The sequence below is a fragment of the Sphingobacterium sp. BN32 genome (assembly GCF_030503615.1).
Taxonomy (GTDB): Bacteria; Bacteroidota; Bacteroidia; order Sphingobacteriales; family Sphingobacteriaceae; genus Sphingobacterium.
On sequence record NZ_CP129963.1, the window covers coordinates 1,344,146 to 1,368,354 of the forward strand.

Genomic DNA, 24,209 nt, shown 5'->3' on the forward strand with positions numbered 1-24,209 from the left:
TGTTGAATTGTATTAGGGTGAATTGTGGGGTTTGTTGGCTTCGGACAATCGCTTTTCGAGTATCTGAATCCTGTCGATGGCGTTCTCCATCAGTAGGCTATCGGAGCTGTCCAAACTGTCTTTTTCTATTAGGCCATCAAGAACGGTGCGAATTTCCAACAACTCCTTTAAGGTCGAAACGGTAGTGACGATACCGCCCATTCCATCCATTAAGGGTTGTTGTACGAAAAGATTTGGACTGTCTTTCTTGGATTTTTCCTTTGGGAGAAAAAGAAAACATCCAATGGAAACGAGGATGCTTAGTACCATTACGATAAATACCGTACGTGGCCGGGTTTCAAGGAACCGTTTGGTACCTGTGATACTCCCATCGATGTACTTGCCAAACTCCTTGTAAAAAGCTGCCCATACCGTAGTGTCGGGTGGTCGGTTAGAAGTGATTTTTTTGAACATAGGATATATCTTTGTTTTCGAGTGTTTTCCATCGCGTAATCAGTACACCGTGGCCATTGTTCTCCGTGCGCATTTCAAGGTCGCGGAGATACCCCTCCGTGACCAATGTGCGTACGACTGTCGAGCTGCGCCGATCTATGGTCTGTTTGCCGTAGTAGCGGAAATATTTGTTCACCGCATCGAGATGGATTGAATCCGTCTGGATGGTGAGCACGGAGCTGGACGATAGTACGGAGTTGAAAAACCCTTTTTCCCGTAGGTTATTGTACTGCAATGCACCGGATTCATCGATCAGGTACATGGCTTTTTTCATTTGGTATTCGATAAATTTATCGTCGGGTGCAAGGGTGAAAAACAGCGAATGGAATAGGTTGATATGTGTACGGTACTCGACTGGTCTGTTCACCTCCACGTCTGTCTGTCGTGCAGACATCGGTACATTGTTGGCATCGAGTATATATACCGATTTACGTGCATTGCCGACCTGTTTGTAGGCAAAAAAAGATACCGCCACTACTATGAGCAGGGCGGCGGTCAGGCTTGCCCCCGCAATAAAGGTGGCAAGCCTGATCTTGGTCTCGATATTTTTTATTATCATGAAAACAGATGCTTAAAAGGTTCTAAAATTTGGCGATCATCCTCCTTGCCATGCGGGTCGCATTGGTTGCGCCACGCCCCATTGTGCTTGCGGCCGAGGTGATACCGCTTGTCGATACGATCCATGTGCTTATGCTCGGTACGGTCAACATGGTCAGCCCTCCGATCAGGAACGTCACGATGACGATGCCGAAACTCAAAAGTCCGTTACCAGCAAATACAGCCATCTTCTCCATTGTGTCGCCCGTGCTATCAACGAGTTGCTGATACCTTGTGATCTCGGCCTCCATTGCATATTGTTGGAACAGGCTGGCTATGTGCATGACCAGATAGGCAATTCCCGAATACAGGTTTACGCTGACAAACCGGGCTATCCATGTACCAAAGGAATCCCTAAAGGCAGGTAGAATTGATACGGCGACACTAAACGGACCTAATATGATAAGGATGGTCGAATAGATGATCTGGATAATGAATATGATATAAACGCAGATGCGCAATACCCAGACGGCCAATGTTTCGAGTGTATAGGTCGCCAATAGCTGTAACCCGACTTGCATTCTGTTTTTAAGTTCAACTATCGGATTCCATACGGCGGTAAATCCCTCTTTTACGGTTGAGGTGACCGCATCCCACGCTCGACCGTACCATGTATCCGCTTCTTTTTCGGCGATCTCGGTTTCGGCCTGTATAGTGGTGAGCTGATCGGCAACGTCCACCATGAGTTTTGCCCGTTGCAATCGTAGGTTGTTTACCTCGATCTGTCCGCTGTCAAACAGGCTTTCCGTCTTGGCGGCTACGATGTCCGTGGGATATGCAAGTACGCGGGTAAACGTACCCCACCAGATAATTACCATTACCAGCCCGAACGGTCGTAACAAAGGCATAATTTCCATCTTCTTGTCGCCCGCCATCATTTCGTATGATTTGATGGCAAAGAATATGAGCATGAAGATGGCAGCGAGAGCCTGCGCATCGGTTATGAATGTGTCGAAGTGTGTCCATACCGTGTTTTTCATTCCTTTGAGAAAGTGCATGACACCCTCTTCATAGACACCGTTCCCCTGCAAAAAGTTGAACGTTTCCTTAAAGGAATCGGGCACGTTTACAGGGTTTCCCTGCAATAAAAAACGGGGCATTAACCCCGTCATGTTGATAAAGTCCATAAAGTAATCTGATTTTGGTTATTGCGTTCTTTTTAGGATGTCCTCCGCAATCTGTACGTCGGAGCGATTGCCCGAAAACTCCGGATGGTCTGGATTGTCACTACGTAGGCGGTCACGGTTCCCCGCCAATAAAAGGAATTTGGCGGCATAGTTCTTTTTGGCTTCCCATGCGGAGAGTAGTTTCCTGTGTTCTCCAAGTAAACGGTGATAGGCCATGATACGGCTGCCACGGTCAAGCGTGGTCGTTCGGGCCGCTTCCAACCGTTCACCCAGTTCTGCACGTTCTTCGCTGTACCATTCCAATAGACCTTTGCTCCTCAAATAATCCCCGACGTCCGGTGAAAGTCCGGCAAGTGGGTCGGTGTCCGTGTCGCCTGTCAGACTTCCAAATTCATTGCGGTAATACAGAAGCCACAAGGGGTCGGCATCCGTGACCAGACCGGAATAATTGAGGCCTTCCGTGACCGCTACCTTTCGGATGGTGTCCGTATGCTTTTTATAGGCTTCGTCCGTTTGTTGCATGGCCAGTACCATACCCATGCGCAAGGTTTGCGGGCCTGTACCGCTCAACGGTCGGCGGTCGGTCTTGGGGTAATTGGGGTGCCACGCCCAAGTGAGCCAATATTGATAGTTGAGACCGAGAAAGCCACTTGTCGGGGTAAACTTCTTGCGATCCCATTGCTTGTGAACCATACGTTCCTGTTGATGCACGATGTGTTTATCGGTCTGTCGCTTCACGTTCTGCGCCAGTGTTCCCGTGATGGAAAACAGGCACAACAGTAGTGCTGTGATGTATTTTGTTTTCATGTTCAGTCTTTAAGTAGATAATAGTTTCGTATGATCTCGTCCGCTTTGCGCTTGTCCATATTGATAAAGTTTCGGTATGGGTTCGCCGTTTTCAGTACGCCGTTGATCTTCGCCCAATACATAGACCTTTCCATGCTGAACACCAATGCCCGTATCACTTTCAGTTCAAGAATGATCTTGCGCATGAGGTGGTTTCTTTTTTCGTAATCCATGAGTACGTTTTTCCCTTCTTGGAGAACAAACTCTGAGACTTCGGCAGCAAGGTTTATTCCCCTGTCTTTGAGCTGACGGGCAACGTCCTCGGCAAAGAGCAGTAACCACGGTTCACCTTTGGCGGTTTCGAGCATTTTTGTGCTGTGGTTGGCTATGTCCTGAACAAGCCTTGAAATATGGAGTGCAGAACGGCCGGACTTCAATGCCCGATCCACTTCGGTCAGTGATCGGTGTATCATATTCTGCACCAGTACCACGGAAGAAAGGTTGACGTTAATATCGTCGATCCGTCCACGGATGTTACCAAGCATATTGTTGTGAGCTTGTTCGGAAACCAACCTGACCGCACCATTCTCGTTTACGATGGCAAGATGCTTGGCATCGTAGATAATCGTCACATAGCTTTGTCCGAAAACCCATGTTGAAAGACACATAAACAGTAGGGTTATGAGTTGTGTTTTCATGGTTTAAATTCCTCCAATTGCCTTAAAATATTATCGACTATGCGCTTGTCCTCGTTGATGTAGGCCGAAAACGGATTGAGGGAATCGAGCAGTTTTTTCCGTGTCGAATAGTACATGGTAACTGCAAGCCCCCTTGATGATCCGGCGATTGCCCGAAGCTCCTGCAGGACGTGTCCGTACAGTATTCTCCTGTCGCTCGCTTTCATCTGGTTGAGGTCGCCGATACTGATAAAAAGTCCGGTCAGGTAACGGGCCAACTGCACGGCTTTTTCTGCCATATCTTTTTCTGCATCGATAGCAAGCAACAGAAATTCGGGATGTGTGGAAACAATGCCTATAATCCTTTTCTGTTGGTTTATGATCTCGGTTACGATTGGCGCGGATTCCAACCCCATACTAAGCCCCTGCAAAGCCGTTCCCAAAACCTGAAAACGGCTATGCAGTTCTCGGTAACGGGTTTTGAGTTTTGAGGTTTCCTCTCGGTTCACTTCCTCGTTGGCCGAGGTAATGGTCTGTCTGTTTCTTGCGGTGATCTGGCGGTCGTATTCATCTTTGCTGTGTTCGACCAATTGGTGGAGCAGTTCCACATTGAGCTGTGCATTTGCTCTGGTCAAGGCGATGACCAAAAGCAATAGGGTTAGGATTACGTATCTCATCGTTTGAGCAATCTTGAATTACGGATAATGTCATCGGCAATCTGTTTGTCGATATTGATAAAACCAGCGTATGGGTTGAGGGAGTTAAGAATACCGCGTTGCTTTGCCCAGTACATACTTCGGTGCATCCCAAAGGCCACACCTCGCAAAATGGTCAACTCCGTTCTTATACGGCCCAGCAGTTTTGCCCGCTCTCCCGAATCCATTAGGTTGTCCTTTCCACCTTTTAGCACAAAAGCGCTAACCTCGGCAGACAGGTTGGTCGCCCGTGTCTTAAATTCCATTGCGCCCGCTTCGGCGAACAGTAGGAGTGCCGGATTTCCCTTTGCGATGTTCATTGCCTTTTCCACGTCGTTAACGATGTCAAGGGAAATATTGGCAATGTCCTTTACGGTGAGCAGGGAGCGAACAACGCCGGAAACTTCACTTAATCCTTTGTAAATTTTATCCTGCAAATCGTTCACGATAAGGAGCTGGCCGGTGACAGCAAGCTGTCCACGTTGGATTAGTGTTAGATTGTCGTTTACGTTGTTGAGCTGGCTGTTCATTACTCCGGCATGGACACCCGTTGCGGCCGCCACAGCGGGGTCGATATAGATCTGGCCTCTCGCATAAAATACGGCAAAGGACAGGATCGCTATTGCAATAAATCGTTTCATGTAAAATCTGGTTTAAAGTATTCTCTTGCTATTTCAATCGGTGCATTTGTCTGGTTTACCCGCCGAACAAAAGTGTCCAACGCAAGCCCACTTTTCCCCAAATCGGAAACAAATGCTTCCAATCCCGATTGGTAATTCCCAAAGTGTTTTGCATAGGTTTCCACGGCACTCTTTTCGGGCTTTTCGGTGGTAAATGCGAGATATTGGAAAATGCTTACTTCCACGCCGAACACTTCCCCGGTCGAGCCACGTCGGATATAAACCTCTTTGAACCGGGAACGGTCAGCGGTATTGTCCAATTTGCCGATTGTGAAGATTTTCTTCCGTTCCGTTTCGGTTATAGCAAGAAGTTTGGCGATTTCGGTATAGTTCTCCATAAACTTGCTCTGGTCAAGGAGACACACGGTATCGGAATTATTTAGGATACTGTCCTTGACCACGGCATTGCCGATGATGTCGCCTAGTTCCTGCGTGACCACGATGGCCTCACCCCAAAACTTCCGTACCGTTTTATAGAGATACAGGATATAGGAACCCATTAAAGGAGAAGCTATAGCTTTCCATGCTTCCTCGATAATCAACGCTTTCCTCTGATCTTTCCTGTGGCGCATCTTTTGGATGAAAACATCCATAATCACCAGTGTCACAATGGGGAATAATATTCGATTTTCCTTGACCGCATCGATTTCAAACACAATGAACCGTTCTGAAAAGAGTGACGAATCGGCGGCTTCGTTCAATATGGCATCAAACTCTCCACCGCGGTAGAATTTTTTCAGCACATAGCGGAACTCGTCGAGGTCGAACGGTATCCTTTCCTCACTTTTTATCTGCGGTATCTTGTGCAGGGCAAATTCATAGAACGAATTGAAATCCAGTTTATCGATATTGTTTGTTTTCTCGCCAAAACAGTCAGCATAATAGGCTGAAATAACATTGGAGATCACGTCACGTTCTACGGGTGAGACCGTTCCGTCCGCACCTTTCCAGAGCAGGCACACCAACGTGACCAAAAAATCCTTTTTCTCGATATTGTATTCGTCTTCTCCAATGGCAAAAGGGTTCATGGTGATCGGTTTTGTGTCCGACCAAGTAATGTACCTGCCCCCAAAGTAGGCACATAAGCCTGAATAGGAATGCCCCGTATCAACGATGACCACATCCATGTTGTACAGCATGTATTGCTGTACGAGGGCATTCATAAAAAAACTCTTGCCCGAACCGGATGGGCCCAATACAAACTTGTTCCGGTTATTGATACGGTTGGTACGCATCGGCAGGTCGGCAGGATCAATGCCTACGGGTATGCCCTGCCTGTCCGTGAACCGGATCAGAAAATCCGATTTTTCGTCACTTGGCAGTGTTTCCCTAAAAAAGAAACAAAGAGCGGCATCGGCGGTGGTCAGGAACCAATCGTATTTTTTCAGTTCCACGCCATTGCCCGGCAAAGCGCATCGGAACAGTTCCAATTGGTTGTAGGCATTGCGTGAGGGAATAATTCCCTGCTGGAAAAGTGCGGCTTCGATAAAATTGGCCGTTTTGTCGATCTTGTCCATATCGGCACATACGATCATGGAATAATGGGCATTTACCAATAGCTGGTTGTCACGGGCCACGTCCACCAATAAACGGTCGATGTCCTCCACGCACATGAGGTTTGCCGGATCGGGTACGCTCGAATGCCTTTTGCGCTTAACTTCAAGTTTTCCCAATGTGATCTGTTGGTTTGGAATTTCCAATAGCTGGTTATAGATAATGGTCTTATAACCGGGAACTTGGTGCAGGAAAAATAGGTTGTCCACCGGGAAATCCCGCATCCCACTCGTTTCTGTCCGGGAAGTAAATGCCCCGACCTTTTCTGGCAGGTCAACCGAATCGGTGTTGATGATACTGATACACCGGATTGCCCTTTCACCTATCAGCAACTCACGTTCTCCGCAGCGAAGATTGTCCAATGCGATATTAGGGTTCTCAAACTCCATTCCGAGCACCCTGTTTACAAAGCGGTTTATTTCGGCTTCCGTAAGGTATGAGGGCGAAAGTCCTGCACCCGTGAGCAGGTCGAACACTTTGGCCATGTTCTGTCCGAAATTCACAAGTACTCGTCTGTCGTATGTATAGAAAGCACCCTTTTTGATTTGGCGGGTGATGGTCAGGTAGGTTCTGATCTCGGTGTACTCCCGTCCGTCAAAGTGTTCCTGGTATTTCTGTTGCAGAAATTCGGATGCGGGTTCGGCCCTGTACTTTCGCCTGATAAATACATCCTGTTTTTGGATGATATGCCCCTCGCCAAGTATTTTGACGGCACCGAGCAATACCTGCTGGAAAACGGTGTAGGCTTCGGGATCGGCATCATACTGTAAGACGGGATTGGTCAGCCGCATAACGACTGAAAAATCACCACGGTCACCGTACAGTATGGGCACCCCCTGATAATGGTCTATGCCCACATAGGGCATTTCAAAGGCTGTCTTTCTCTCTGTTTTCATAGCTGATCGATAAATGGATAGGATGTATGAACACGCCACGGTGGCGGGTTTTGTCATGGAGACCGTTACCTTGTTTCATGAATGTGTAGGCAAGTCCTGCACCCATCAGGGCAAGGGTTGCGAAACCGCCCAGGAACAGGTTGGACAATGCACCGATAAGTCCACCGATGGCCAGACCACCGATAAGGGAGCCTATGCCCCAATAGATAAACTTGCCTTTGAAACCACGGTAGATAAGGGGCTTTTGCAGCCCCTTATAGATCGGATAACGCTCTTGTGTCATACGCCGAAAAAGGCTTTTATGACCACACTTACCAAGACAAGGAACAGGCAGGAACCTCCCCACGACATCAACTCCTTGTTGATGTCCTGATCTCCGCTGTTCCACTTGATGTACACCCGTATTCCCCCGATCAGCCCGACGACCGCGCCGATAGCCAGAATGAGCGTCGAAATGGGGTCTACGTAGCTGGTTAGTGAAGATGTGGCGGCATCGATACCTACGGTACCGCCCTGTGCGAATGTTGATTTGGCTCCGGAAAGGCAAAGCGCAGCCATTGCAAACAGTTTTTTAGTGTTTACTGTCATAGAGAAAATGGATAAAAAGTGAATGAAAAATGATTGGGTTGTTAGTGTACCCCGAAAAGCGCCTTTAGTGCGGCACCGACAAGCGACAGGAACAGGCAGGAAAAGAACCAACCCATGACCTGCGCATCAATATGGTGTTTGCCAGACTGCCAATTGCTGTACACCCGCAATCCACCGAGCAGCCCGCATACGGCACCGATGACAAGTGCAAGGTCGGAGAAACTGAAATAAAAGCGGTTGACTTCTCCACTGACCTTATAAAACTCGTCAAGGCCGGGCTGGGCGGTGGCGCAAAGGGCAAAAAAAATGACAGCAAAGAATACTGTCACAAAACGGATTGATCTCATGATGGATTTAGTAAGGAATGGCTTTGCTGTACTCGACCACGTCGTTTTGCATGAGCGATACGAGTTGCTTTAGGTTTATGCCTCCCGTGGATTGCAGTGGACCGGACGAGATAACGGCCTTTCCCTCTTTTGCCGTGGGTTCATGTTCTTTTTGGGTTGGCTTGGGAATGACCCTTTCGGGCGGCGAATCTTCATCAAATGTCAATTCGTTTCCTCCATCGGCTGCCTGTGGGGCGCGGCTGTGGATAAACAGGTCATACAGTACGTTTAGGGCATAATAAATGCCATAGATGGCGGCAACGCCGAGCAGGAATTGTGTCCAGTTCATAGATCAAGGGTTTTAATGTGTTCTTTGATGTATCGGGTAAGTTCGGGATGGCTTTTTAGGAACAGGTGCAGACTGTAAGATATGATCTTGTTCATGTCGATACCTTTGGCAACTTTTAGTTGTTTCAGCAGGAAAAGAGTCTTGTCGTCCAAACGGATCAGCAACTTTTCACGTCCGGTCAGTTCATGGTTTAGTACATTTTCAAACAGGCGTTCCAGCGTTTCCGTTTTTTTCTTTGGTGTGTCCTTTGTTTGCTCTGCAGGGGGAATTTCTTTTGCCTGTGGTGGTTTCCCTTTCCGCATGGAATCCCGAAGCTCGTCGGCAAGGCTTTTTATTCCGCTCATGATGGTTCCTCCTTAGCAATATATTGTTCATAGATCAGGTCTAAGAGTGGCAGGATAACGGGATATAATATGATCGGTGTCTGGAACGTATTTACCCGTTGGAAGTCGATGCGATCCGGTAGACCGGGTGCGACCGTACCGAAACCGCGAAGTACCCTTTCGACTTCTGTTCGGGTTTCGTACTTGACGGTATTCTTGATACGGTTCGGCACGAAAATCAGGGGCGCCCGCTTGTTGATCCTGCCGATGACCATTGCAAACAGCAATGTGGAATCCACGGAAAATTCGTCAAAGGCAAACGGACAGATTACCGTATCGGCAGCGGCAAATATGGGAATCAGCCCGTCGTCGTCCATCTTGCCGGGCAGGTCTATCAGTACGATTTCATTCCGTGATTTCCCTAACTTCCGTTGCATTGCCGGAAAATGGCTGAGGTCGGCAGGTACGATTTCGTAAAGCGGTTCATTTTCCAGAATCTTTCCTTTCTCCGCTTTGGCGGAAAGTGATTGCTGATAGTCCATATCGAGTACCGTAACCCGCCGTTCTTGTTGCTGGGTCAGGTAGTTGGCGAGCAGCAGGGTGAGTGTGCTTTTCCCTGCTCCGCCCTTTTGGTTTCCTATTAATATGAGCATAGTGCATTGGGTTTAATGGTGTTGTTGATAAAGGGGTGTCAACGGGTATTCGTCCGTGCCTTGCGCTTACGTCTCCGGTTACGCCCGTGGATGGCCTCGTCGTCGATGTCATCGGCAATGTCGATCTGGATATTTGGCATCCATTGCTCCGATGTTCCCTGTAGATGATCGGTATAGGTGGCGGTTTCTTCGTATAGCGGTTTCCGTTCTTTTTCGGTCGGTTCAGTTCTGTCCGCTTTGGCTGATATTTCGGGTGTGTCTTGCGATGGTGCGATAAATTCCACCAATGGCATGAGGTCTTTGCCTTTATAGACCATTTTCCTCGAATGGTCAATGAGCGTATAACCGTATGGCGGTTTTCCATCCTTGCCGTGGAATATGATCTGTACCCCGAATTTCTCCGAAAGCATCTGTGCCATTGACGACGTATAGCCGGATGGTGCGGACGGCCTACTACCGGGAAGTGGGGCAGGAACATGGATGACCGCCGGATCGTACTGGTTACGGTACTTGACAAAAACTGCCCGGAGCTGTGCTAACCGATCGATGTCTTTGTCAAAAGTGCCGATTTTGGCGTCCACCTGTTCCAAAGAGACCGTGCCTCGTCTTTTGCCATAACGGCTGATCTGATATACCCCATCGGACAGTTTAAGGGAATATCCTCGTGCTTCAAGGAGCATCATAAATTGGGCGCGTGTGGAGAAACCATATCTCAATGCTTTTTCGATATTCTTGTCGATTTCTTGTTTTTCGTCCACGCCGACGATACGGTTCACTACTTCATAGGCACGGATTTTCTCGAAGCTGTCGTTTATCTTTTTGCCGTCTCGGTCGACCCGTGTAGAAACGATATGGATATGGTTGTTCGCTGTGTCCTTATGGAATACCAAGAGGTAAGGTTGCTGACCGTAACCCATACCGTTCAACCATTGTTCGGCAATGGCTGTAAGTTCCTGCTTGCTATGGGAGCGCCCTTTGCAGGAAATGACCGCATGGAGCTGCGGGTACTTCGTCCTGCTGCTGGCTGCGGATTGGGCTTCGAGATAATTGACGTAATCCTTTGGGCGGAGATTTTGCAGGGCCTGCAAGGCACCGAAATTTGCCACTTTCATCAGTTCGCCCTTGTCTTTGTCCACTTTGTTCGTATTGTAACGCACCCCCTTGAACGTGGCGGACGGTTTCAGTATCTTGACGATCATGTCTGCCCCCTTATAAGTCTGATGAGCTGCCGGATAGACTGTTCCAACTTCCGTTGCAATCCGATGTATTCGGTAAGCAATGGGGTAAGGTCACGGATCAGGTTGGAGTGTAGCATTCCCTGTTGTTGCAAGGTATTGGCGTGCTTCGCCAATTGGTTGATATTGTTGCCCGACCGGCCGATCTCCGCACCGATACTGTCCAACAGTTTCATGATTTCGGTGGTATTGACCAGCATCTTTTTGGAATGTTGGAGCACACGGACACGCACGATGTCCGCACGGCTCAGGCCAAGTGCGTTTTCAAGATCAAGAAACTGCGCACGTTCCGCTTCGCTCAACCGGAGTTCAAAGCGTCGGGTACGCTGTTCATGAGCGACGGTTTTTAGATTTCCTTTTCTATTCTTCATGGTGCTTTATGGTTCAAGGTGACAGATTGTATTGCCCTAAAAATTTCAAGGGCAACCTGCGGAACGATGGCGTTGCCGTAGGCTTTTATGCTTTCGGCTCGCCACGTCGGAAAGGTAACTCCGTCCAGTCTTTCGGAAAGCCCATCATCTCTGCTACAAAACGGGGGTTCACTTGGCCATCCCGCCCATAGGGGAATATCGTTCCATCGATCTGCTCCGCTGTCGGCAGCACTTTCAGCAAACGTTTCTGTATTTCGTTGGGCATCCGCTCGGCTATTTCCTCGGTCGGTGTCCAGAGGGAGATCAGTGTATGGTACACCAGAAAATCCGTTAGGGAGACTTGGCCGCCGTTGCCCCGCTCGTTCTTCCTGTCCTTTAGGCGTCGCCTGTCCTGTGCCTGTTCCATCGTTGTTTTTATGTTGCTTATCTCGGTGGCGGTCGGTGTGGGCAACAAACCAAACCCGATCCCGTTGGTGTGGAGCGCCAACGGCAGCAGCCGGAATACACAGAATGACTGGTGTGCCGTCTTCGAGTTTCGGAAGTACATATCCTGCTGACCCAATTTCTGAAATGATGTTTCCGATGACCCGTCGCTGGAGTCGGATAATGGTACTTGTTGCAGGTTGTTCACCGTCCTGACAAAAAAGCTCAATCGCTTTGATTTCCATTTCAGAAAGACTATCGGGTTCGAGAATGGTGAACAGTCCAGTAACGTTTTCAAGAACGATCCACTCAGGCCGTGCTTCCTTAATAATTCGGATAGTCTCCGGGAAGAGGTAACGGTCATCTTTCGCCCCCTTTCTCCGTCCGGATTGGCTGAACGGCTGGCAGGGGAACCCGCCGCTGATGATGTCGATGTGTCCTCGAAAGTGAGTTGCCTGAAAGTTGTAGATGTCTTCATAGTGTGTTGTATTTGGCCAGTAATGTTTGAGGACGGTTCGGCAGAACGGGTCTTTCTTGCAGGAGAAAACGTTTTGCCATCCCATCCATGAGGCGGCGATGTCAAACCCGCCGATGCCACTGAATAGGCTACCGTGTCTTAACATGGTGATGTTTTTTAAGGGTTCATGGATGTTCCGCCTCTTCGTGGCGGCTATGGTTCGCTTTGCAGGAGAAAAAGGGAGTTGCGACCTTTTTCCTACCTGGATGCTTCCCGTTCCCGCAGGGATTGGGTGGCTTCCGGGCAAGTTCGGTTTTTGTGGGTACGGGGTCGAGGTACGAGAGCCGTACGTACAAAAACACAACTTGCACAATACAAAACAAAAAACAGGGGTTATACCGCAAGGGGCAAAAAAGTGGGTTTTGGGGATGTTTTTCACATATAGATTTGGGGATGGCCGATTGATAAACATCGTTTAGATCGGTCATATATCCATATATACAGCTATCGGGATAGCTATATATTTGGATAGCTGTATATCGGCATGTGCAGTTATCTGAATTCTATATATATGGATATGTGGATATACATATATCCATATCGCTACCTATCAGGATATACCTATATCGCGATATATGTATATCTATATGTATTGCTATCTGCATAGCTGTCTGTCGAAATATCGGGATATATGAATATCTGTATATCGGTATGGCTATATAGATAGCTATCGGTATATACCAATATCCAGTTATCTATATAGCTGAATAACCGATTTCGACCCCCTCAAAAAATTAACGCTTGGGGCCCGCCCGTTGGTCCTGTAATTCCTGCTCATTTAGGGCTGCCCTTAGCATATCGTTGTAATCCTTGTATCCCTGATAAACACCCGAACGGTCTTTGGCCTGTGGTACGGCTTCGATCAGTCTTTGGGTACAGCTGCGGCCGGGATCGTCATTGTCGAAATACACGTCCACAACGGGAATGCCCTTGACCCGTTCGATGGCATTCTTCAATTGGACAATGGAATTTAGGACAATGGCGGTAGGAGTAGGATCTGGACGGTTCACGTTAAGCCAGCTTAGGTAGTCCATATAACCCTCAAAGAGAACGGCCCGGTCTGGATTGCCAGGGATCACGGATATACCTTTCTTGCCGATACTGCTCTTGAAACCTTTGGCATTGGTAAACTCCCAATTGTCCTGATCGTTCTTCCAGCCAATGGCGTAGAAAATGCTTTTATTTTCGTTGTCAAGACGGTTTCTGTAATAGATTTCGTGCAGGTGTCCATGTGCAACGTCCAATATCCCACGTTCTTCAAGATATTTGGTCAGGACAAAATTTCTGCCGACTGGCTGTGTACGCACGAGTTCAAAGGTGTATCCTTTCTGCTCTTGTTCCGTTGGTGGTTTGACAGGTTTATAAGCGGGTATCGTGGAGACCTGCATATCGCAGGTCTCCTTTATCTTGTTCAGTACCTCGACAAAGGAAAATTGGGGCCAATATGCAAGGCCGAGCTGGACGATACTACCGCCCTGTATGCCCGTCGAGTTCGGGCCACCCCGGTCGATCCATTTTCCTCCCTCATCCCATACCGTGAGGGATGGCGTATCTTGCTTGGTTTCCCGTAGCATACTGTGGTAAAAGAGTTCCTTGCCGGATTTCCGCACCGGATGGTGGCCGAGCCGGGCCAGGAAGTCCGAGATCGGGATTTCCCGCAGATCGTCCACGTTTACATATTTTGACATAAGCAGGGGTTGGAAACTAAAGGGGTATAACTTCTGTGTTTGGTAGTTTTTGGGTGAATGCTTCCGTCGCCAATTGGTACCCGTCTCTCGTTTCATCGATATAGAGCAGTACCTTTTCAAAATGGCTGGCACGTTTCAGCGCGGCGGACACAAATTCGGGATGGTTCATTATCAGTACCGATGCGTAGTGCAGGTGTTGGTCGTTCCGTCTTTTCAGATAGTCCACATATTCGGGGAATATGGTAAGCGCGGTTTCACTTGCCGAAATAAAGGTCATTCCCTTTGTACCGATACAGCCCGTATAATTTTGGGCGCGTACTTCCCAACCGCCATTTTCGTTCATCCAACCTGCGGCACAAAAATCTTTGCGGTTGCCCTTTTGGTCGGTTACATAATAATAGACTTCTCGGATGTTCAGATCGGCAAGTTCCCAAAGGCCGCTTTCCATCAGAAAATCGGTAATCTCATTATTGTAGCCCAATGGGCCGGTACGGTCGACCTGATAATGGGGTATCTTGGTCGCTTTGCGCTTCCGCAGGGGTCTATCTTTTTTAGCTGATTGGTGTTGCATGCGCCGAAGTTTTTCTTCGATCTGTTCGGCGGATAGATCGGGCCAATAGGTACGGGCAAAGTCCATAAGGTTACCACCTTTGCCAAGTAGTCCAAGTGAGCTGTCAAACCAAGTATTCAATTGGTTATTGACCGTCAGGACTATTTTGTTGTTGGTTCTGTTTCCGAATACGCTTGCGCACTGAAATTCATCGTCACCCGTTGATACGGGTTCATGCCCTAATGCTTTGAGCAGGGTGACGATGGTCAACGGCTCATCGTGCGGTGTGTTGCTTTTGTAAGATGTCATGAGAAAAATGTTTTTGATGTGGTGGATAGGTTTTTACAGGTAGCGCATGGCTTCACGGGATTTGCTCACGGCTTCGATCTCCATGCGGTCGATGCGCCAAGCGGCGGAATAGTCGCCGTCCTTGCGCGGGGAAATCAGCCCCAGACCGATCCAATGCTCAACGTTCTTTCGTCCGTACCGCTTGAATGCTTCTGATTTTTTGAGGTATGGCCGGATGTGTCCGGTTTTGGACAGGGCCAGTTTTGCGCCCATTTCGGCGGCATAAGAAAGCAATGTCTGCAATTGCAGCGGTGTCAATAGTATGTGCATAGCTTCTTGGGGTTTGATGGTTTACTGATAAAGGGAGTTTGGAGTTACTCCATTGGAACCGACAACAGGTAACGAGCCTGTAATGATCCGCTCTTGTCGGCTGGTCGGTCTATCTGTCCGTTACGGGCAGGTAGGTAATTCGGTTGCTTGAACCCGAAACGGTTTCAAGTTCCGATCTGTCAAGGAAAGTCTGGGAGCTGTCATCTGTATGAGTGGAGATCAGCCCCTCCCGTAACCATCTGTCAACATTGCTTCGACCGTAAAGACGGTAAGCTGTGGCTTTGGTCAGTTTATCGGGGATAGGTTGTTCTTTTTTTATGGCATTATCAGCCCCCTCTTGGACTGCATTTTTTAACAGTGTCGCCAGTTCCTTGCTCGAAAGGTTGTTTGTCCGTGTTGGCATAATTTTATGGTACTGGTTTCTGAATGGTCGTTTGTAAAATAAGAGGGGACATTTTGCCCCCTCCGTATATTATATTTCTTGGTCAATGAATGTCTTTCATTTTGCTGTAAAGTCAATAACGTATCACTACGCGAGCGGACACTCGATATATTACTGCTGTTCGGGAATACTCACGTGGGTACCTACATACCCGCCGAAACCGGCTGCCTATGGTTCATCGGAGCGGTACTCCCTGCATACACGTATGCGGCGATAATACTGCCCGACTGCACAATAATTTCCGGTTCTTCACCGGAAATGCTTCTTCCCCCAATGTCAAAGAACTTGTCCTTACTGGGGTCAAAATTGGCGAGTGGGCAGACGGAGCTTTCCCAATATGGGCGCATTGGTATCGATTTTTTTCGGTGGGATTTTTTACGTTTTGTAAGGGGGATTTTAGGTAGGTAATTGGGGTTAGGACGGGGGATTATCTGTGGATTGGGGTATAAATAGCGTATTTTGTCCGCTATATGGATTTTATGGGGTTTTCGGGATGGCATGGGTCAAACCCTTTAACAAGATGGGTATATTGGTAAAGATTATTTTTTTCTTTGGATATAATGGATATTCGGTTGATCGCTCAATTTTTTGGGCGTCTTTTTTGGGGTTTGTATTTCAAGGATTCTTCGATATGTCTATGAATGGCACCGCGCATCTCATCGAGATATTTGGTGTGACTAATGGTCTTGCGGCGGGTTATATCGACAAACATACGGTAAGCCTGTGCCAAATCTTCGTTAAAACTTTCTTCCAACCATGCGATTATATCCGAAATATCGGCCTTTCCTCCATTGACACGTCGCGTAAAATAGATACCATAGGCAAATTCCACCAGCTCCATTTTGGTACCCGACCACCATCGTTTTCGGTCTTGCATTATTTCTCTCATGAATACATTATCGGGTTCTTGGTATAATAGCCGGATTCGCCCTATTAAAAAGTCTCGGAGCATCTCATATGCTCGGAACACGCCGAAAAGATGATCGAGATCGGTGGAAAATTCGGGGTTGTCGGGCAGGAGCTCCCGCCCTGGGGGAAATAACGATCTGTTACGGCGAAGAAAAAATTGTTTGTCTTTGCTGTGTTCGTCCGTAACATAGTATTGATAATGAAAAGCATGCAAACGAAAGAAGCGGTTCACTACGCCGATTTCCTCCATATAATAATCCCTTACCATCTGGTCGGTACCGACGGGAACCGAGCACAGGATCTTGTGCAACTCCACGACATAGGTTTGCCACGCGGAGAAACGGGGCTTGGTATATTTGAAAAAGTTGATTTCGTCCGTTTCATCCTCGAATGGGTGGCGCCTTATACGCTCCCTTAATTCGTTGATCGTGTCGGCGATACAGGAAAGTGATTCATTGAGGTTCTGTACGGATTCCCTGATCGATCCATTGATATATCCCAATTGCTCCAACATACCGGAATAAAGATTTTCGATTGACGCCTCTTTCATAACCACAAAGTCTATAATTCCACATAGTGCTATCCATCTAAAAATTTGTATAGTAGTACGAAAGTCGGGTGAAACAAAGGCTGTTACAAGGACGGATTATCCGTTCCTTTCCGTTCCCGTGGCTGTTTGGCTATTTTTAATCCGAATTTGGAGCAGGGATTAAGGCTTGGGTTGTTTAGGCTAATATTCTCTGATCCTCTGTATGATCCGTTCCAACGTTTCGATGGCGATCTGTCTGTCTCTTTCTTCGGGGTTATATGACTTGCTTCTCATTGCTTCATGAGAAATATCCTCTTTATAGGGGGTGGATAGATGTGGTGCTATGGTTCTGAAAACCTCGGTAAGTGATTTAGCGTGGATAATCCTTAGGTCATCCGTTGCTCGTAGTATCAACGCCATTTGATCGGTCGAAAGTACACAAAGGACTTTTTGTATTGGTGTCGTTCTGTTATTCGATGTCATGTGTGTATTACCCTGCAATGGTATCACGGTCAATCTCAACTTCTTTTCCAGATAAACTATCTCCTGCGAAAACCAGTTGTTGATTACCGTGTCCAAATCCCGATATTTAGGATTTAGTTTCGTGTCCGGTTTGCGGTGCAATTGGTTATAAGCCTTATAAAAGTACAATAGTTTATCCATTCTTTCTACAGGCTGTTCATAGCGATTGACTTCTTTTGCAAGACGGTCGGTAAGTATGTTCATGAATTTTTTGCTGTTGAAATTCATGTATATCAGTAATTGTTCCAATTGGGAAAAATCCTCTCTGTCATTGCGTATCCAGTCGATTTCTTCCAGTCCGTTTATTAGTTCACGCAAATACAATACAACTCTAAAAGTCAATTCATAAGGGTATGTGGATGCCGTTACAAAATGTGTCAACCTTTTGAGCAATAGTTTCGCAACCTGATTATCTTCTGCGTACTTCCACAACCTATCCACTTTAATTTTCAGCTCGTGCTTGGTTACGTCAAAATACGTAGCAGGCACCCGCTCGTCGAGACTGATATATTTTGAAAAACGTGTTTCCAAAAAGGAGAAAAGCTCGTCCAGATTTGCAAGGATTGCTTTGTTTAAATTCTGAATTAATTTTTTTTTATGTGCTGTTAGTCGCTGGTTCTTGATAGTCTGGTCAAGTAAAGCGATTAGAGAAGCATGGTATTGTTTTATGAGCAGGTCTATTTCGTTTTCTTTATTAATGGAAAACACTTGACCTTTTATAAGCGACTGCAAACGCAAGATTTCTTCCTTCAAATGGCTTTCGATATGCTCTGCCTGTTCTTGGGTTATGACAGAAACATCCGTATTTGACGGATTGAGGGTAACTGTTATTAATAAATCTAACCATTCTAATGGGTATTTGTTATATTCCATATAGATGCCCGTATTGAGAGGTGTATTTAATAAGAATTTCACCTCTTTTGTATTATCTAAATATTATAATAAGCCTAACGTGATGCAGTGGTAGCAAATCGTTAATGTATTGTGTATCGTTTTAACTTATACTTGCCATTAACCAATGAAAAAGTCAACAAGATTTGTTAACCTATCTCTAACTTTTGTAATCGTCGTGGCATTAGCTTAAAAATTAGTCGACAGGTTATTTTTTAAAAGGATACCCCTTGATTGACATTAAATATCGAACGCATCTTTTGTTCTGTTTCTTTGTTATCCTGTGATAGTAAAAATTTATTCCTTAAATCAAGGGGTAACACCAATGTCCATATTTGCCAAAAGTCCAGTCCGATATAGGTCATCATATTTTTGTCCGTTTCGTAATACTTGGATGAAATGTTAGCAAAAAGTATATCTTCTTTTTTTTGTATTTTCTTGTTAAAGTCTTTGAACTGCTTCGTCACTCTGACACTTCGCTTAAAATATGATTCCAGCACCTTATTTTTCAATATAAAATCCTTTCGACGATGAACCATTGTAATAAAAAGCTCTGCAAAACCTAAATTATTGGGCAAACTGTTCAAAATCTCTGTTTTCATCTGAAGGAAAAGATGTTCGATTACAATATCCAATATGCCTAATCTGTTCCCGAAATAATTATAGATATGACTTTTGGAATAACCCGTAACGTAGCTTACATTACTTAGTTTTAAATATTCCAGTCCATTGCTCTCTACAATCCGAATAGATGTTTCAATTATCTTTGCAATAAAATCTGATTTATCTGACGTTAGACTTTCCTTTGTTTTCATTTGCATATCTGGATGGTAAGCCTTCCAAGGGGAAATCCCATTTCCTTATTTCCGACCAATTTTTCCAATTCCTCAATATCTTTAAGAATAATTACGTCTTTTCCCTCGTTTTCTATCAGGATTGCCAATTGGTTTATTCTCTCCAAATCATTATCAACCAAGATAAACTTTGAATAATGCCATAATTTTATGTCATTGAATAGTCTTTCAGGTTTGTCATCCGACTGATTAACCAACATCAATACTGGTGTGTTAGATTGACTTTCCATTTTTAATTATTTGTATGTTTACAATGTTGCATGAGAATGACCAGCCATTACCTTTTGGATAAGGCTGGTCAATCAAAATAATTCTTACTGCCAGCCGCCGCCAACGGCACGGTACAATGCGGTAATCGCATTCAGCCGAAGTGTTTTGACGGTAGCCAAATCCAGTTCTGCCTGTAATTTGTTCGACTGCGCCAAAATAACATCGAGATAGGTCGCTTCGCCGAATTGATATAGTTTCAATGAATTAGTTACGACGACATCGGCCTTTTCTACCAATCCGATTGCTATTGTTTCTTGTTCTTCCAACTTATCAATTTGAACCAATGCATCCGAAACTTCGCCAAAAGCCAGCAATACAGATTGTTTGAAATTAAGCTCTGCTTGTTCCGATGCAATTTTTGCCTGTTCGTACCTTGTTTTTAACTGGCGACTTTGCAAGATTGGTTGAGCTATTGTTCCAGTAGCAAGGCCGAAAAGAGATCCCGGTACATTGAACCAATTTGTCGCTTTTAGAGCGTTCAAACCACCCTGTGCCGTTATGTTTAAAGCAGGGTACATACTGACTTTTGCTACGTGAATGCTTGCTATACTTTTCCGCAAGGCTAATTCCTGTTTTTTTACATCAGGTCGATAACTTAATATTTCGGCAGGTATTCCTGTTGAAATATTTTCAGGGGTAGATACATTATCCAAATTTGCTTGTCTTACAATTTTATCAGGAAGTGAACCGGCAAGAATGCTTAGTGCATTTTCCTGTACAGTGATAGACGCTTCAATCGGCGGAATATTCTTTAATATTTGCTCCCTTGCAATTTGTTGCTGTTCGACCGCAAGCGAGTTAATTATACCGAGTTCAAACTGTTTATTCAAAATAGTTAATGTACTATCAGCAAAAGCCAAGTTGCTTTTACTAATCGCTAACTGCTTATCAAGCATCAAAAGGTTATAGTAGCCTTGCACTACTTCGGCAATTAACCTTGTCTGAACGGCTTTAGCAGCTTCCTGTGTTTGCAGATAGTCAGCTAATGCTTCTTCTTTTGCACCTTTTATCTTGCCCCAAATATCTGCTTCCCAAGAAAGATTGATAGCGGTAGTATAATCCGTCAGATAATTCTGTCCAAGAAAATAACCCAATGACTGTCCGTTCATACTATTTTGAGACGGACGGTTGATATTGGCGCTTGCAGCCTGTGCATCAACCACTGGTGCATATCCCCATTTAGATTGTTTGTACCCTAATGATGCAAACTCTATCTGTTTCAAAGCCACCTGTAAATCATTGTTCTGTTCTAAGGATTTATCAATAAGATTTACCAATATCGGGTCTTTAAAGAAATCCCTGTAACCAATATGTGCAATGTTCAAAGTATCATCGGAAAGCTCTAATTCCGTCCTGTAAGTGTCAGGAAGCCTAAGCTCCGGTTGCTGGTACTTCTGCACAGAACAGGAAGTCACAGACACTGCAATAAACAGAGAACCGCCTAATAAATATGTTATGTTTTTTACTGAACCCATTTTAAAAAATTTTAAGATTAATATTCCCAATCTGCGTCTGTTACGGTTTTACCGCTTATTTTCTCGTGGAGATATTGGAAGACAACAAATAGAACAGGTGTGATAAACAGTCCTAAAATGGTTCCGAAAAGCATCCCTGAAATAGCAGCCCAGCCAATAGAGTGGTTACCCATTGCTGACGGACCGACAACGAACAGCAAAGGGATCAATCCCGTGATAAATGCCAGTGAAGTCATCAGGATAGGGCGCAGACGGGCCTTGGCACCTTCAATGGCAGATGCAAGCAGGCTTTTACCTGCCCGTCTGCGTTGAATGGCAAATTCCACGATCAGGATACCGTTCTTCGCCAACAGACCGATCAGCATCACCAGCGCAATCTGTACATAGATATTGTTGGATATACCGGCAAAGGTGATTCCGATAAATACCCCGCTTAGACCTATCGGAATAGCTAACAGCACCGATAAGGGCAGTACATAACTTTCGTATTGTGCTGCAAGCAGGAAGTAAACAAAGATGATACACAAGGCAAAAATCAAGGTCGATTGCGCACCTGACTTGCTTTCCTCGCGGCTCATTCCTTTATAGTCATAGGTATATCCCGGAGGCAATACCTGCTTGCTCACTTCTTCGATAGCCGTCATAGCCTGTCCCGTACTATATCCCCAGCCGGGCATCACCGTTAGGTTGGAAGAGTTGAAAAGATTGAACCTGTCCACGACTTCGGCGCCCGTTGTTCTTTTTAACGTAACCAACGTGTTTATAGGTACCATTTCTCCACTGCTATTTTTTACAAAAACACCGTTCAATGAGGCTTCGTCCTTACGTGTTTCGGGAGTTGCTTGTACCAATACTCTGTAATATTTACCAAAGCGGTTAAAGTCTGAAGATTGGATACTACCGTAATATCCCTGCATGACGCCCATAACTTCAGCAACAGTTACACCCAATTGGGCAGCTTTAGATTCATCCACGACCACTTCATATTGCGGATAGGAAACATCAAAAGTGGTATAGGCAACCATAATTTCCGGTCTTTGCATCAAAGCTCCCATCATTGCATAGGAAGCATTCCCAAGGTTGTGCAGCTCACCATTGGTCCTGTCCTGCAAGACCAATTCTATACCACTCGTGTTACCAAAACCATCCACCGTAGGCGTGTTCACAACAAGGAAGTTTGCCCTCTTATCCTGCGATAGGATGCCCGTCAATTGTCCGATTACTTCATCTATGTTATGTACATCCCCGCGTTCTTTAGGTTTTTTCAGCTTCACAAAGAAGGTCGCTGCATTAGAGGCATTGGCACCGCTGAATAGACCCAATCCCGTTACGGACATCACATTATCGGTCGCCGGATGGTGGACAAGAACATCTTCCGCTTTATTGACAACATCTGCTGTACGGTCAATGGAAGCTCCCGGAGGAAGATTTACCGTTGCAATAATAAAATTCTGATCTTCATCAGGAATAAATCCTGTTGGCGTTACCATCGACATCCACGCAAACAATCCACCAAATACTGCCATGATAGAAAATGCTACCCATTTTCTCTTGATAAGGAACAGGATTGATTTTCCATATCTGTTGGTCATTTTATTGAATGAGGCATTGAAACCTGCAAAGAAACGATCTTTAAAACCGAGCTTTTTATGTTCACCATCTTCCGTATGATGTTGCTTTAAAAACAACGCGCACAATGCAGGGCTTAATGTCAAGGCATTAATAGCCGAAATGACAATCGCTATGGCCAAGGTTAGGGCAAACTGCTGATAGAACAGCCCGGTCGAACCCTCCATAAAGGACACCGGAATAAACACGGCAGACATCACCAGTGTAATGGAAACAATCGCTCCCGATATTTCACTCATCGCAGAGACTGTAGCAGCCCTTGCATTGAGTTTTTTCTTCTCCATCTTGGCGTGTACGGCTTCGACCACCACAATCGCATCATCCACGACTATACCGATCGCCAGCACGAGTGCAAACAAAGTGAGTATATTTATCGAAAAGCCAAAGAGGTTCATAAAGAAAAAGGTACCTACAATGGAAACCGGCACTGCAATAGCAGGTATCAACGTAGAACGGAAATCCTGAAGGAAGATAAATACCACTAAAAATACCAGAACAAAAGCCTCAATCAAAGTCATTATAACCTGATCGATGGATTGGTCAAGCGAATCTTTGGTAGCAAAAGGTATCTGATAGATCATTTTATCTGGAAATGATCTGGACAGCTCTTTCATTTTTTCCATCACCTCTATCTGCACCTCGTTGGCATTGGAACCGGCCATCTGGAAAACAGCCATAGAAACGGACTGTTTCTTATCCGATTTGGAAGATATGGCATAATTATATGCCGCAAATTCTACGGTTGCCACATCTTTCAGCCGTAATACGGAACCATCGTTTAAAGCCCGTACTACAATATTTTCATATTGTTCGGGTTCTGTAAATTTACCTCTGTATCGCATGACATACTCCATCGCTTCATCCGTGCGCTCACCGAAACGACCGGGGGCGGCTTCGAGGTTTTGGGATTGGATAGCATTGGAAACCTCAAATGGCGTTAGATTATAAGCATTCAGCTTGGCGGGGTCTAACCACACACGCATAGAATAATCCTTGTTGCCCCATGCCATTGCATCACCCACACCCTTGATCCTTTTCAGCTCGGGTAGGATATTGATCTTGGCATAGTTCTCTATAAAAAGATCGTCCAACGAACCGTCTTCACTGGTCAAACTTATAATCGCTATCTGGCTGTTCTGTCTTTTTATCGTAGTAATACCGGTCTGTACGACTTCTACAGGCAATTGATTCGTGACCTGTGCCACACGGTTCTGTACATTGATAGCCGCTTGATCGGGGTCAGTTCCCAATTTGAAAATAACGGTAATCTGTAATGTTCCGTCATTACTGGCAACCGAACTGATATAATCCATATTTTCCACACCGTTGATTGCATTCTCCAATGGAGGTGCTACAGAACGGGAAATTGCTTCGGCATTGGCTCCGGGATAGGTTGCGATGACCATTACCGTAGGCGGGGCAATGTCAGGGAACTTGGTAATAGGAAGGCTGACCATCCCTACGATCCCCAATATCACCAATAGAACAGAAATAACTGTCGCCAATACGGGTTTTTTTATAATACTTTTTAGCATAATATCTC

The 24,209-nt window shown here is 45.8% G+C and carries 28 protein-coding genes; all 28 read right to left on the bottom strand.

The features are described 5' to 3' along the window. Positions 1-12: 12 nt before the first annotated feature. Entirely contained in the window at positions 13-453 is a 441-nt protein-coding gene (locus QYC40_RS05500) for a hypothetical protein (protein WP_301992864.1), read from the bottom strand. Then, positions 431-1,051, bottom strand: a complete 621-nt coding sequence (traK, locus tag QYC40_RS05505) for a conjugative transposon protein TraK (protein WP_301992865.1) — start codon at positions 1,049-1,051, stop codon at positions 431-433. The genes QYC40_RS05500 and traK overlap by 23 nt, the downstream gene beginning before the upstream one ends. 22 nt (positions 1,052-1,073) lie before the next feature. Further along, positions 1,074-2,216 (bottom strand): plasmid transfer protein, encoded by a 1,143-nt coding sequence (locus QYC40_RS05510; protein ID WP_301992866.1) that lies wholly within the window; start codon positions 2,214-2,216, stop codon positions 1,074-1,076. Between the two features lie 18 nt (positions 2,217-2,234). Beyond that, positions 2,235-3,023: a hypothetical protein gene (locus tag QYC40_RS05515; RefSeq protein WP_301992867.1), complete on the bottom strand. Its 789-nt coding sequence runs from the start codon at positions 3,021-3,023 to the stop codon at positions 2,235-2,237. A gap of 2 nt (positions 3,024-3,025) precedes the next feature. After that, positions 3,026-3,700 carry a hypothetical protein gene (locus tag QYC40_RS05520; RefSeq protein WP_301992868.1) on the bottom strand — a complete coding sequence of 225 codons (675 nt, stop codon included), beginning with the start codon at positions 3,698-3,700 and terminating at the stop codon, positions 3,026-3,028. Further along, positions 3,697-4,356 carry a hypothetical protein gene (locus QYC40_RS05525; protein WP_301992870.1) on the bottom strand — a complete coding sequence of 220 codons (660 nt, stop codon included), beginning with the start codon at positions 4,354-4,356 and terminating at the stop codon, positions 3,697-3,699. The genes QYC40_RS05520 and QYC40_RS05525 overlap by 4 nt, the downstream gene beginning before the upstream one ends. Beyond that, positions 4,353-4,937 (bottom strand): hypothetical protein, encoded by a 585-nt coding sequence (locus tag QYC40_RS05530; protein WP_301992871.1) that lies wholly within the window; start codon positions 4,935-4,937, stop codon positions 4,353-4,355. Before QYC40_RS05530 ends, QYC40_RS05525 begins: the two co-directional genes overlap by 4 nt. 74 nt (positions 4,938-5,011) lie before the next feature. Next, entirely contained in the window at positions 5,012-7,504 is a 2,493-nt protein-coding gene (locus QYC40_RS05535; RefSeq protein ID WP_301992872.1) for a TraG family conjugative transposon ATPase, read from the bottom strand. Further along, positions 7,476-7,787, bottom strand: coding sequence for a DUF4133 domain-containing protein (locus tag QYC40_RS05540; RefSeq protein WP_301992874.1), 312 nt, complete (start codon positions 7,785-7,787; stop codon positions 7,476-7,478). The genes QYC40_RS05535 and QYC40_RS05540 overlap by 29 nt, the downstream gene beginning before the upstream one ends. Then, the gene (locus tag QYC40_RS05545; protein ID WP_301992875.1) at positions 7,784-8,092 is read right to left on the bottom strand and encodes a DUF4134 domain-containing protein; all 309 of its coding nucleotides are present in this window, start codon (positions 8,090-8,092) and stop codon (positions 7,784-7,786) included. The genes QYC40_RS05540 and QYC40_RS05545 overlap by 4 nt, the downstream gene beginning before the upstream one ends. Positions 8,093-8,133: 41 nt before the next feature. Beyond that, positions 8,134-8,439 carry a DUF4134 family protein gene (locus tag QYC40_RS05550; RefSeq protein WP_301992877.1) on the bottom strand — a complete coding sequence of 102 codons (306 nt, stop codon included), beginning with the start codon at positions 8,437-8,439 and terminating at the stop codon, positions 8,134-8,136. A 7-nt stretch (positions 8,440-8,446) separates the two neighbouring features. After that, entirely contained in the window at positions 8,447-8,767 is a 321-nt protein-coding gene (locus tag QYC40_RS05555; RefSeq protein WP_260042810.1) for a hypothetical protein, read from the bottom strand. Then, a complete protein-coding gene (locus QYC40_RS05560; protein WP_301992878.1) occupies positions 8,764-9,111 on the bottom strand; it encodes a hypothetical protein in 348 nt (115 codons plus the stop codon). Before QYC40_RS05560 ends, QYC40_RS05555 begins: the two co-directional genes overlap by 4 nt. Then, on the bottom strand, positions 9,108-9,743 hold the full coding sequence (locus tag QYC40_RS05565) for a ParA family protein (protein WP_301992879.1): 636 nt from the start codon (positions 9,741-9,743) through the stop codon (positions 9,108-9,110). The genes QYC40_RS05560 and QYC40_RS05565 overlap by 4 nt, the downstream gene beginning before the upstream one ends. A 38-nt stretch (positions 9,744-9,781) precedes the next feature. Beyond that, a complete protein-coding gene (locus tag QYC40_RS05570; protein WP_301992881.1) occupies positions 9,782-10,942 on the bottom strand; it encodes a relaxase/mobilization nuclease domain-containing protein in 1,161 nt (386 codons plus the stop codon). Next, positions 10,939-11,349 (bottom strand): plasmid mobilization relaxosome protein MobC, encoded by a 411-nt coding sequence (gene mobC, locus QYC40_RS05575; RefSeq protein ID WP_301992882.1) that lies wholly within the window; start codon positions 11,347-11,349, stop codon positions 10,939-10,941. Before mobC ends, QYC40_RS05570 begins: the two co-directional genes overlap by 4 nt. Beyond that, positions 11,346-12,395, bottom strand: a complete 1,050-nt coding sequence (locus QYC40_RS05580; protein ID WP_301992883.1) for a DNA cytosine methyltransferase — start codon at positions 12,393-12,395, stop codon at positions 11,346-11,348. Before QYC40_RS05580 ends, mobC begins: the two co-directional genes overlap by 4 nt. A 628-nt stretch (positions 12,396-13,023) precedes the next feature. Then, positions 13,024-13,677, bottom strand: coding sequence for a toprim domain-containing protein (locus QYC40_RS05585; protein WP_301992884.1), 654 nt, complete (start codon positions 13,675-13,677; stop codon positions 13,024-13,026). A 316-nt stretch (positions 13,678-13,993) separates the two neighbouring features. Further along, positions 13,994-14,548 (bottom strand): hypothetical protein, encoded by a 555-nt coding sequence (locus QYC40_RS05590; protein ID WP_301992885.1) that lies wholly within the window; start codon positions 14,546-14,548, stop codon positions 13,994-13,996. Between the two features lie 321 nt (positions 14,549-14,869). Further along, on the bottom strand, positions 14,870-15,145 hold the full coding sequence (locus QYC40_RS05595) for a hypothetical protein (RefSeq protein ID WP_301992886.1): 276 nt from the start codon (positions 15,143-15,145) through the stop codon (positions 14,870-14,872). 109 nt (positions 15,146-15,254) lie between these two features. Further along, positions 15,255-15,548, bottom strand: a complete 294-nt coding sequence (locus tag QYC40_RS05600; RefSeq protein WP_301992887.1) for a hypothetical protein — start codon at positions 15,546-15,548, stop codon at positions 15,255-15,257. Positions 15,549-15,730: 182 nt separating this feature from the next. Further along, positions 15,731-15,934, bottom strand: coding sequence for a hypothetical protein (locus QYC40_RS05605; protein WP_301992888.1), 204 nt, complete (start codon positions 15,932-15,934; stop codon positions 15,731-15,733). A gap of 233 nt (positions 15,935-16,167) precedes the next feature. Next, the gene (locus tag QYC40_RS05610; RefSeq protein ID WP_301992889.1) at positions 16,168-17,046 is read right to left on the bottom strand and encodes an RteC domain-containing protein; all 879 of its coding nucleotides are present in this window, start codon (positions 17,044-17,046) and stop codon (positions 16,168-16,170) included. Between the two features lie 180 nt (positions 17,047-17,226). Further along, entirely contained in the window at positions 17,227-18,420 is a 1,194-nt protein-coding gene (locus QYC40_RS05615) for a hypothetical protein (protein WP_301992891.1), read from the bottom strand. Positions 18,421-18,653: 233 nt separating this feature from the next. Next, positions 18,654-19,259, bottom strand: a complete 606-nt coding sequence (locus QYC40_RS05620) for a TetR/AcrR family transcriptional regulator (protein WP_301992892.1) — start codon at positions 19,257-19,259, stop codon at positions 18,654-18,656. Continuing rightward, on the bottom strand, positions 19,250-19,522 hold the full coding sequence (locus tag QYC40_RS05625) for a hypothetical protein (RefSeq protein WP_301992895.1): 273 nt from the start codon (positions 19,520-19,522) through the stop codon (positions 19,250-19,252). The genes QYC40_RS05620 and QYC40_RS05625 overlap by 10 nt, the downstream gene beginning before the upstream one ends. Positions 19,523-19,606: 84 nt before the next feature. Further along, the gene (locus QYC40_RS05630; RefSeq protein WP_301992897.1) at positions 19,607-21,037 is read right to left on the bottom strand and encodes an efflux transporter outer membrane subunit; all 1,431 of its coding nucleotides are present in this window, start codon (positions 21,035-21,037) and stop codon (positions 19,607-19,609) included. 17 nt (positions 21,038-21,054) lie between these two features. Next, positions 21,055-24,201 (bottom strand): efflux RND transporter permease subunit, encoded by a 3,147-nt coding sequence (locus QYC40_RS05635; protein WP_301992898.1) that lies wholly within the window; start codon positions 24,199-24,201, stop codon positions 21,055-21,057. Positions 24,202-24,209 lie beyond the last annotated feature (8 nt).

Coding starts and splice junctions, on each gene's coding strand:
- QYC40_RS05635 (WP_301992898.1), bottom strand. CDS start 24,201: ATGCTAAAAAGTATTATAAAAAAACCCGTATTGGCGACAGTTATTTCT.
- QYC40_RS05615 (WP_301992891.1), bottom strand. CDS start 18,420: ATGGAATATAACAAATACCCATTAGAATGGTTAGATTTATTAATAACA.
- mobC (WP_301992882.1), bottom strand. CDS start 11,349: ATGAAGAATAGAAAAGGAAATCTAAAAACCGTCGCTCATGAACAGCGT.
- QYC40_RS05540 (WP_301992874.1), bottom strand. CDS start 7,787: ATGACACAAGAGCGTTATCCGATCTATAAGGGGCTGCAAAAGCCCCTT.
- QYC40_RS05525 (WP_301992870.1), bottom strand. CDS start 4,356: ATGAGATACGTAATCCTAACCCTATTGCTTTTGGTCATCGCCTTGACC.
- QYC40_RS05630 (WP_301992897.1), bottom strand. CDS start 21,037: ATGGGTTCAGTAAAAAACATAACATATTTATTAGGCGGTTCTCTGTTT.
- QYC40_RS05560 (WP_301992878.1), bottom strand. CDS start 9,111: ATGAGCGGAATAAAAAGCCTTGCCGACGAGCTTCGGGATTCCATGCGG.
- QYC40_RS05605 (WP_301992888.1), bottom strand. CDS start 15,934: ATGCGCCCATATTGGGAAAGCTCCGTCTGCCCACTCGCCAATTTTGAC.
- traK (WP_301992865.1), bottom strand. CDS start 1,051: ATGATAATAAAAAATATCGAGACCAAGATCAGGCTTGCCACCTTTATT.
- QYC40_RS05600 (WP_301992887.1), bottom strand. CDS start 15,548: ATGCCAACACGGACAAACAACCTTTCGAGCAAGGAACTGGCGACACTG.
- QYC40_RS05515 (WP_301992867.1), bottom strand. CDS start 3,023: ATGAAAACAAAATACATCACAGCACTACTGTTGTGCCTGTTTTCCATC.
- QYC40_RS05595 (WP_301992886.1), bottom strand. CDS start 15,145: ATGCACATACTATTGACACCGCTGCAATTGCAGACATTGCTTTCTTAT.
- QYC40_RS05570 (WP_301992881.1), bottom strand. CDS start 10,942: ATGATCGTCAAGATACTGAAACCGTCCGCCACGTTCAAGGGGGTGCGT.
- QYC40_RS05555 (WP_260042810.1), bottom strand. CDS start 8,767: ATGAACTGGACACAATTCCTGCTCGGCGTTGCCGCCATCTATGGCATT.
- QYC40_RS05620 (WP_301992892.1), bottom strand. CDS start 19,259: ATGCAAATGAAAACAAAGGAAAGTCTAACGTCAGATAAATCAGATTTT.
- QYC40_RS05590 (WP_301992885.1), bottom strand. CDS start 14,548: ATGCAACACCAATCAGCTAAAAAAGATAGACCCCTGCGGAAGCGCAAA.
- QYC40_RS05510 (WP_301992866.1), bottom strand. CDS start 2,216: ATGGACTTTATCAACATGACGGGGTTAATGCCCCGTTTTTTATTGCAG.
- QYC40_RS05550 (WP_301992877.1), bottom strand. CDS start 8,439: ATGAGATCAATCCGTTTTGTGACAGTATTCTTTGCTGTCATTTTTTTT.
- QYC40_RS05580 (WP_301992883.1), bottom strand. CDS start 12,395: ATGTTAAGACACGGTAGCCTATTCAGTGGCATCGGCGGGTTTGACATC.
- QYC40_RS05585 (WP_301992884.1), bottom strand. CDS start 13,677: ATGCAGGTCTCCACGATACCCGCTTATAAACCTGTCAAACCACCAACG.
- QYC40_RS05535 (WP_301992872.1), bottom strand. CDS start 7,504: ATGAAAACAGAGAGAAAGACAGCCTTTGAAATGCCCTATGTGGGCATA.
- QYC40_RS05545 (WP_301992875.1), bottom strand. CDS start 8,092: ATGACAGTAAACACTAAAAAACTGTTTGCAATGGCTGCGCTTTGCCTT.
- QYC40_RS05520 (WP_301992868.1), bottom strand. CDS start 3,700: ATGAAAACACAACTCATAACCCTACTGTTTATGTGTCTTTCAACATGG.
- QYC40_RS05625 (WP_301992895.1), bottom strand. CDS start 19,522: ATGGAAAGTCAATCTAACACACCAGTATTGATGTTGGTTAATCAGTCG.
- QYC40_RS05565 (WP_301992879.1), bottom strand. CDS start 9,743: ATGCTCATATTAATAGGAAACCAAAAGGGCGGAGCAGGGAAAAGCACA.
- QYC40_RS05500 (WP_301992864.1), bottom strand. CDS start 453: ATGTTCAAAAAAATCACTTCTAACCGACCACCCGACACTACGGTATGG.
- QYC40_RS05610 (WP_301992889.1), bottom strand. CDS start 17,046: ATGAAAGAGGCGTCAATCGAAAATCTTTATTCCGGTATGTTGGAGCAA.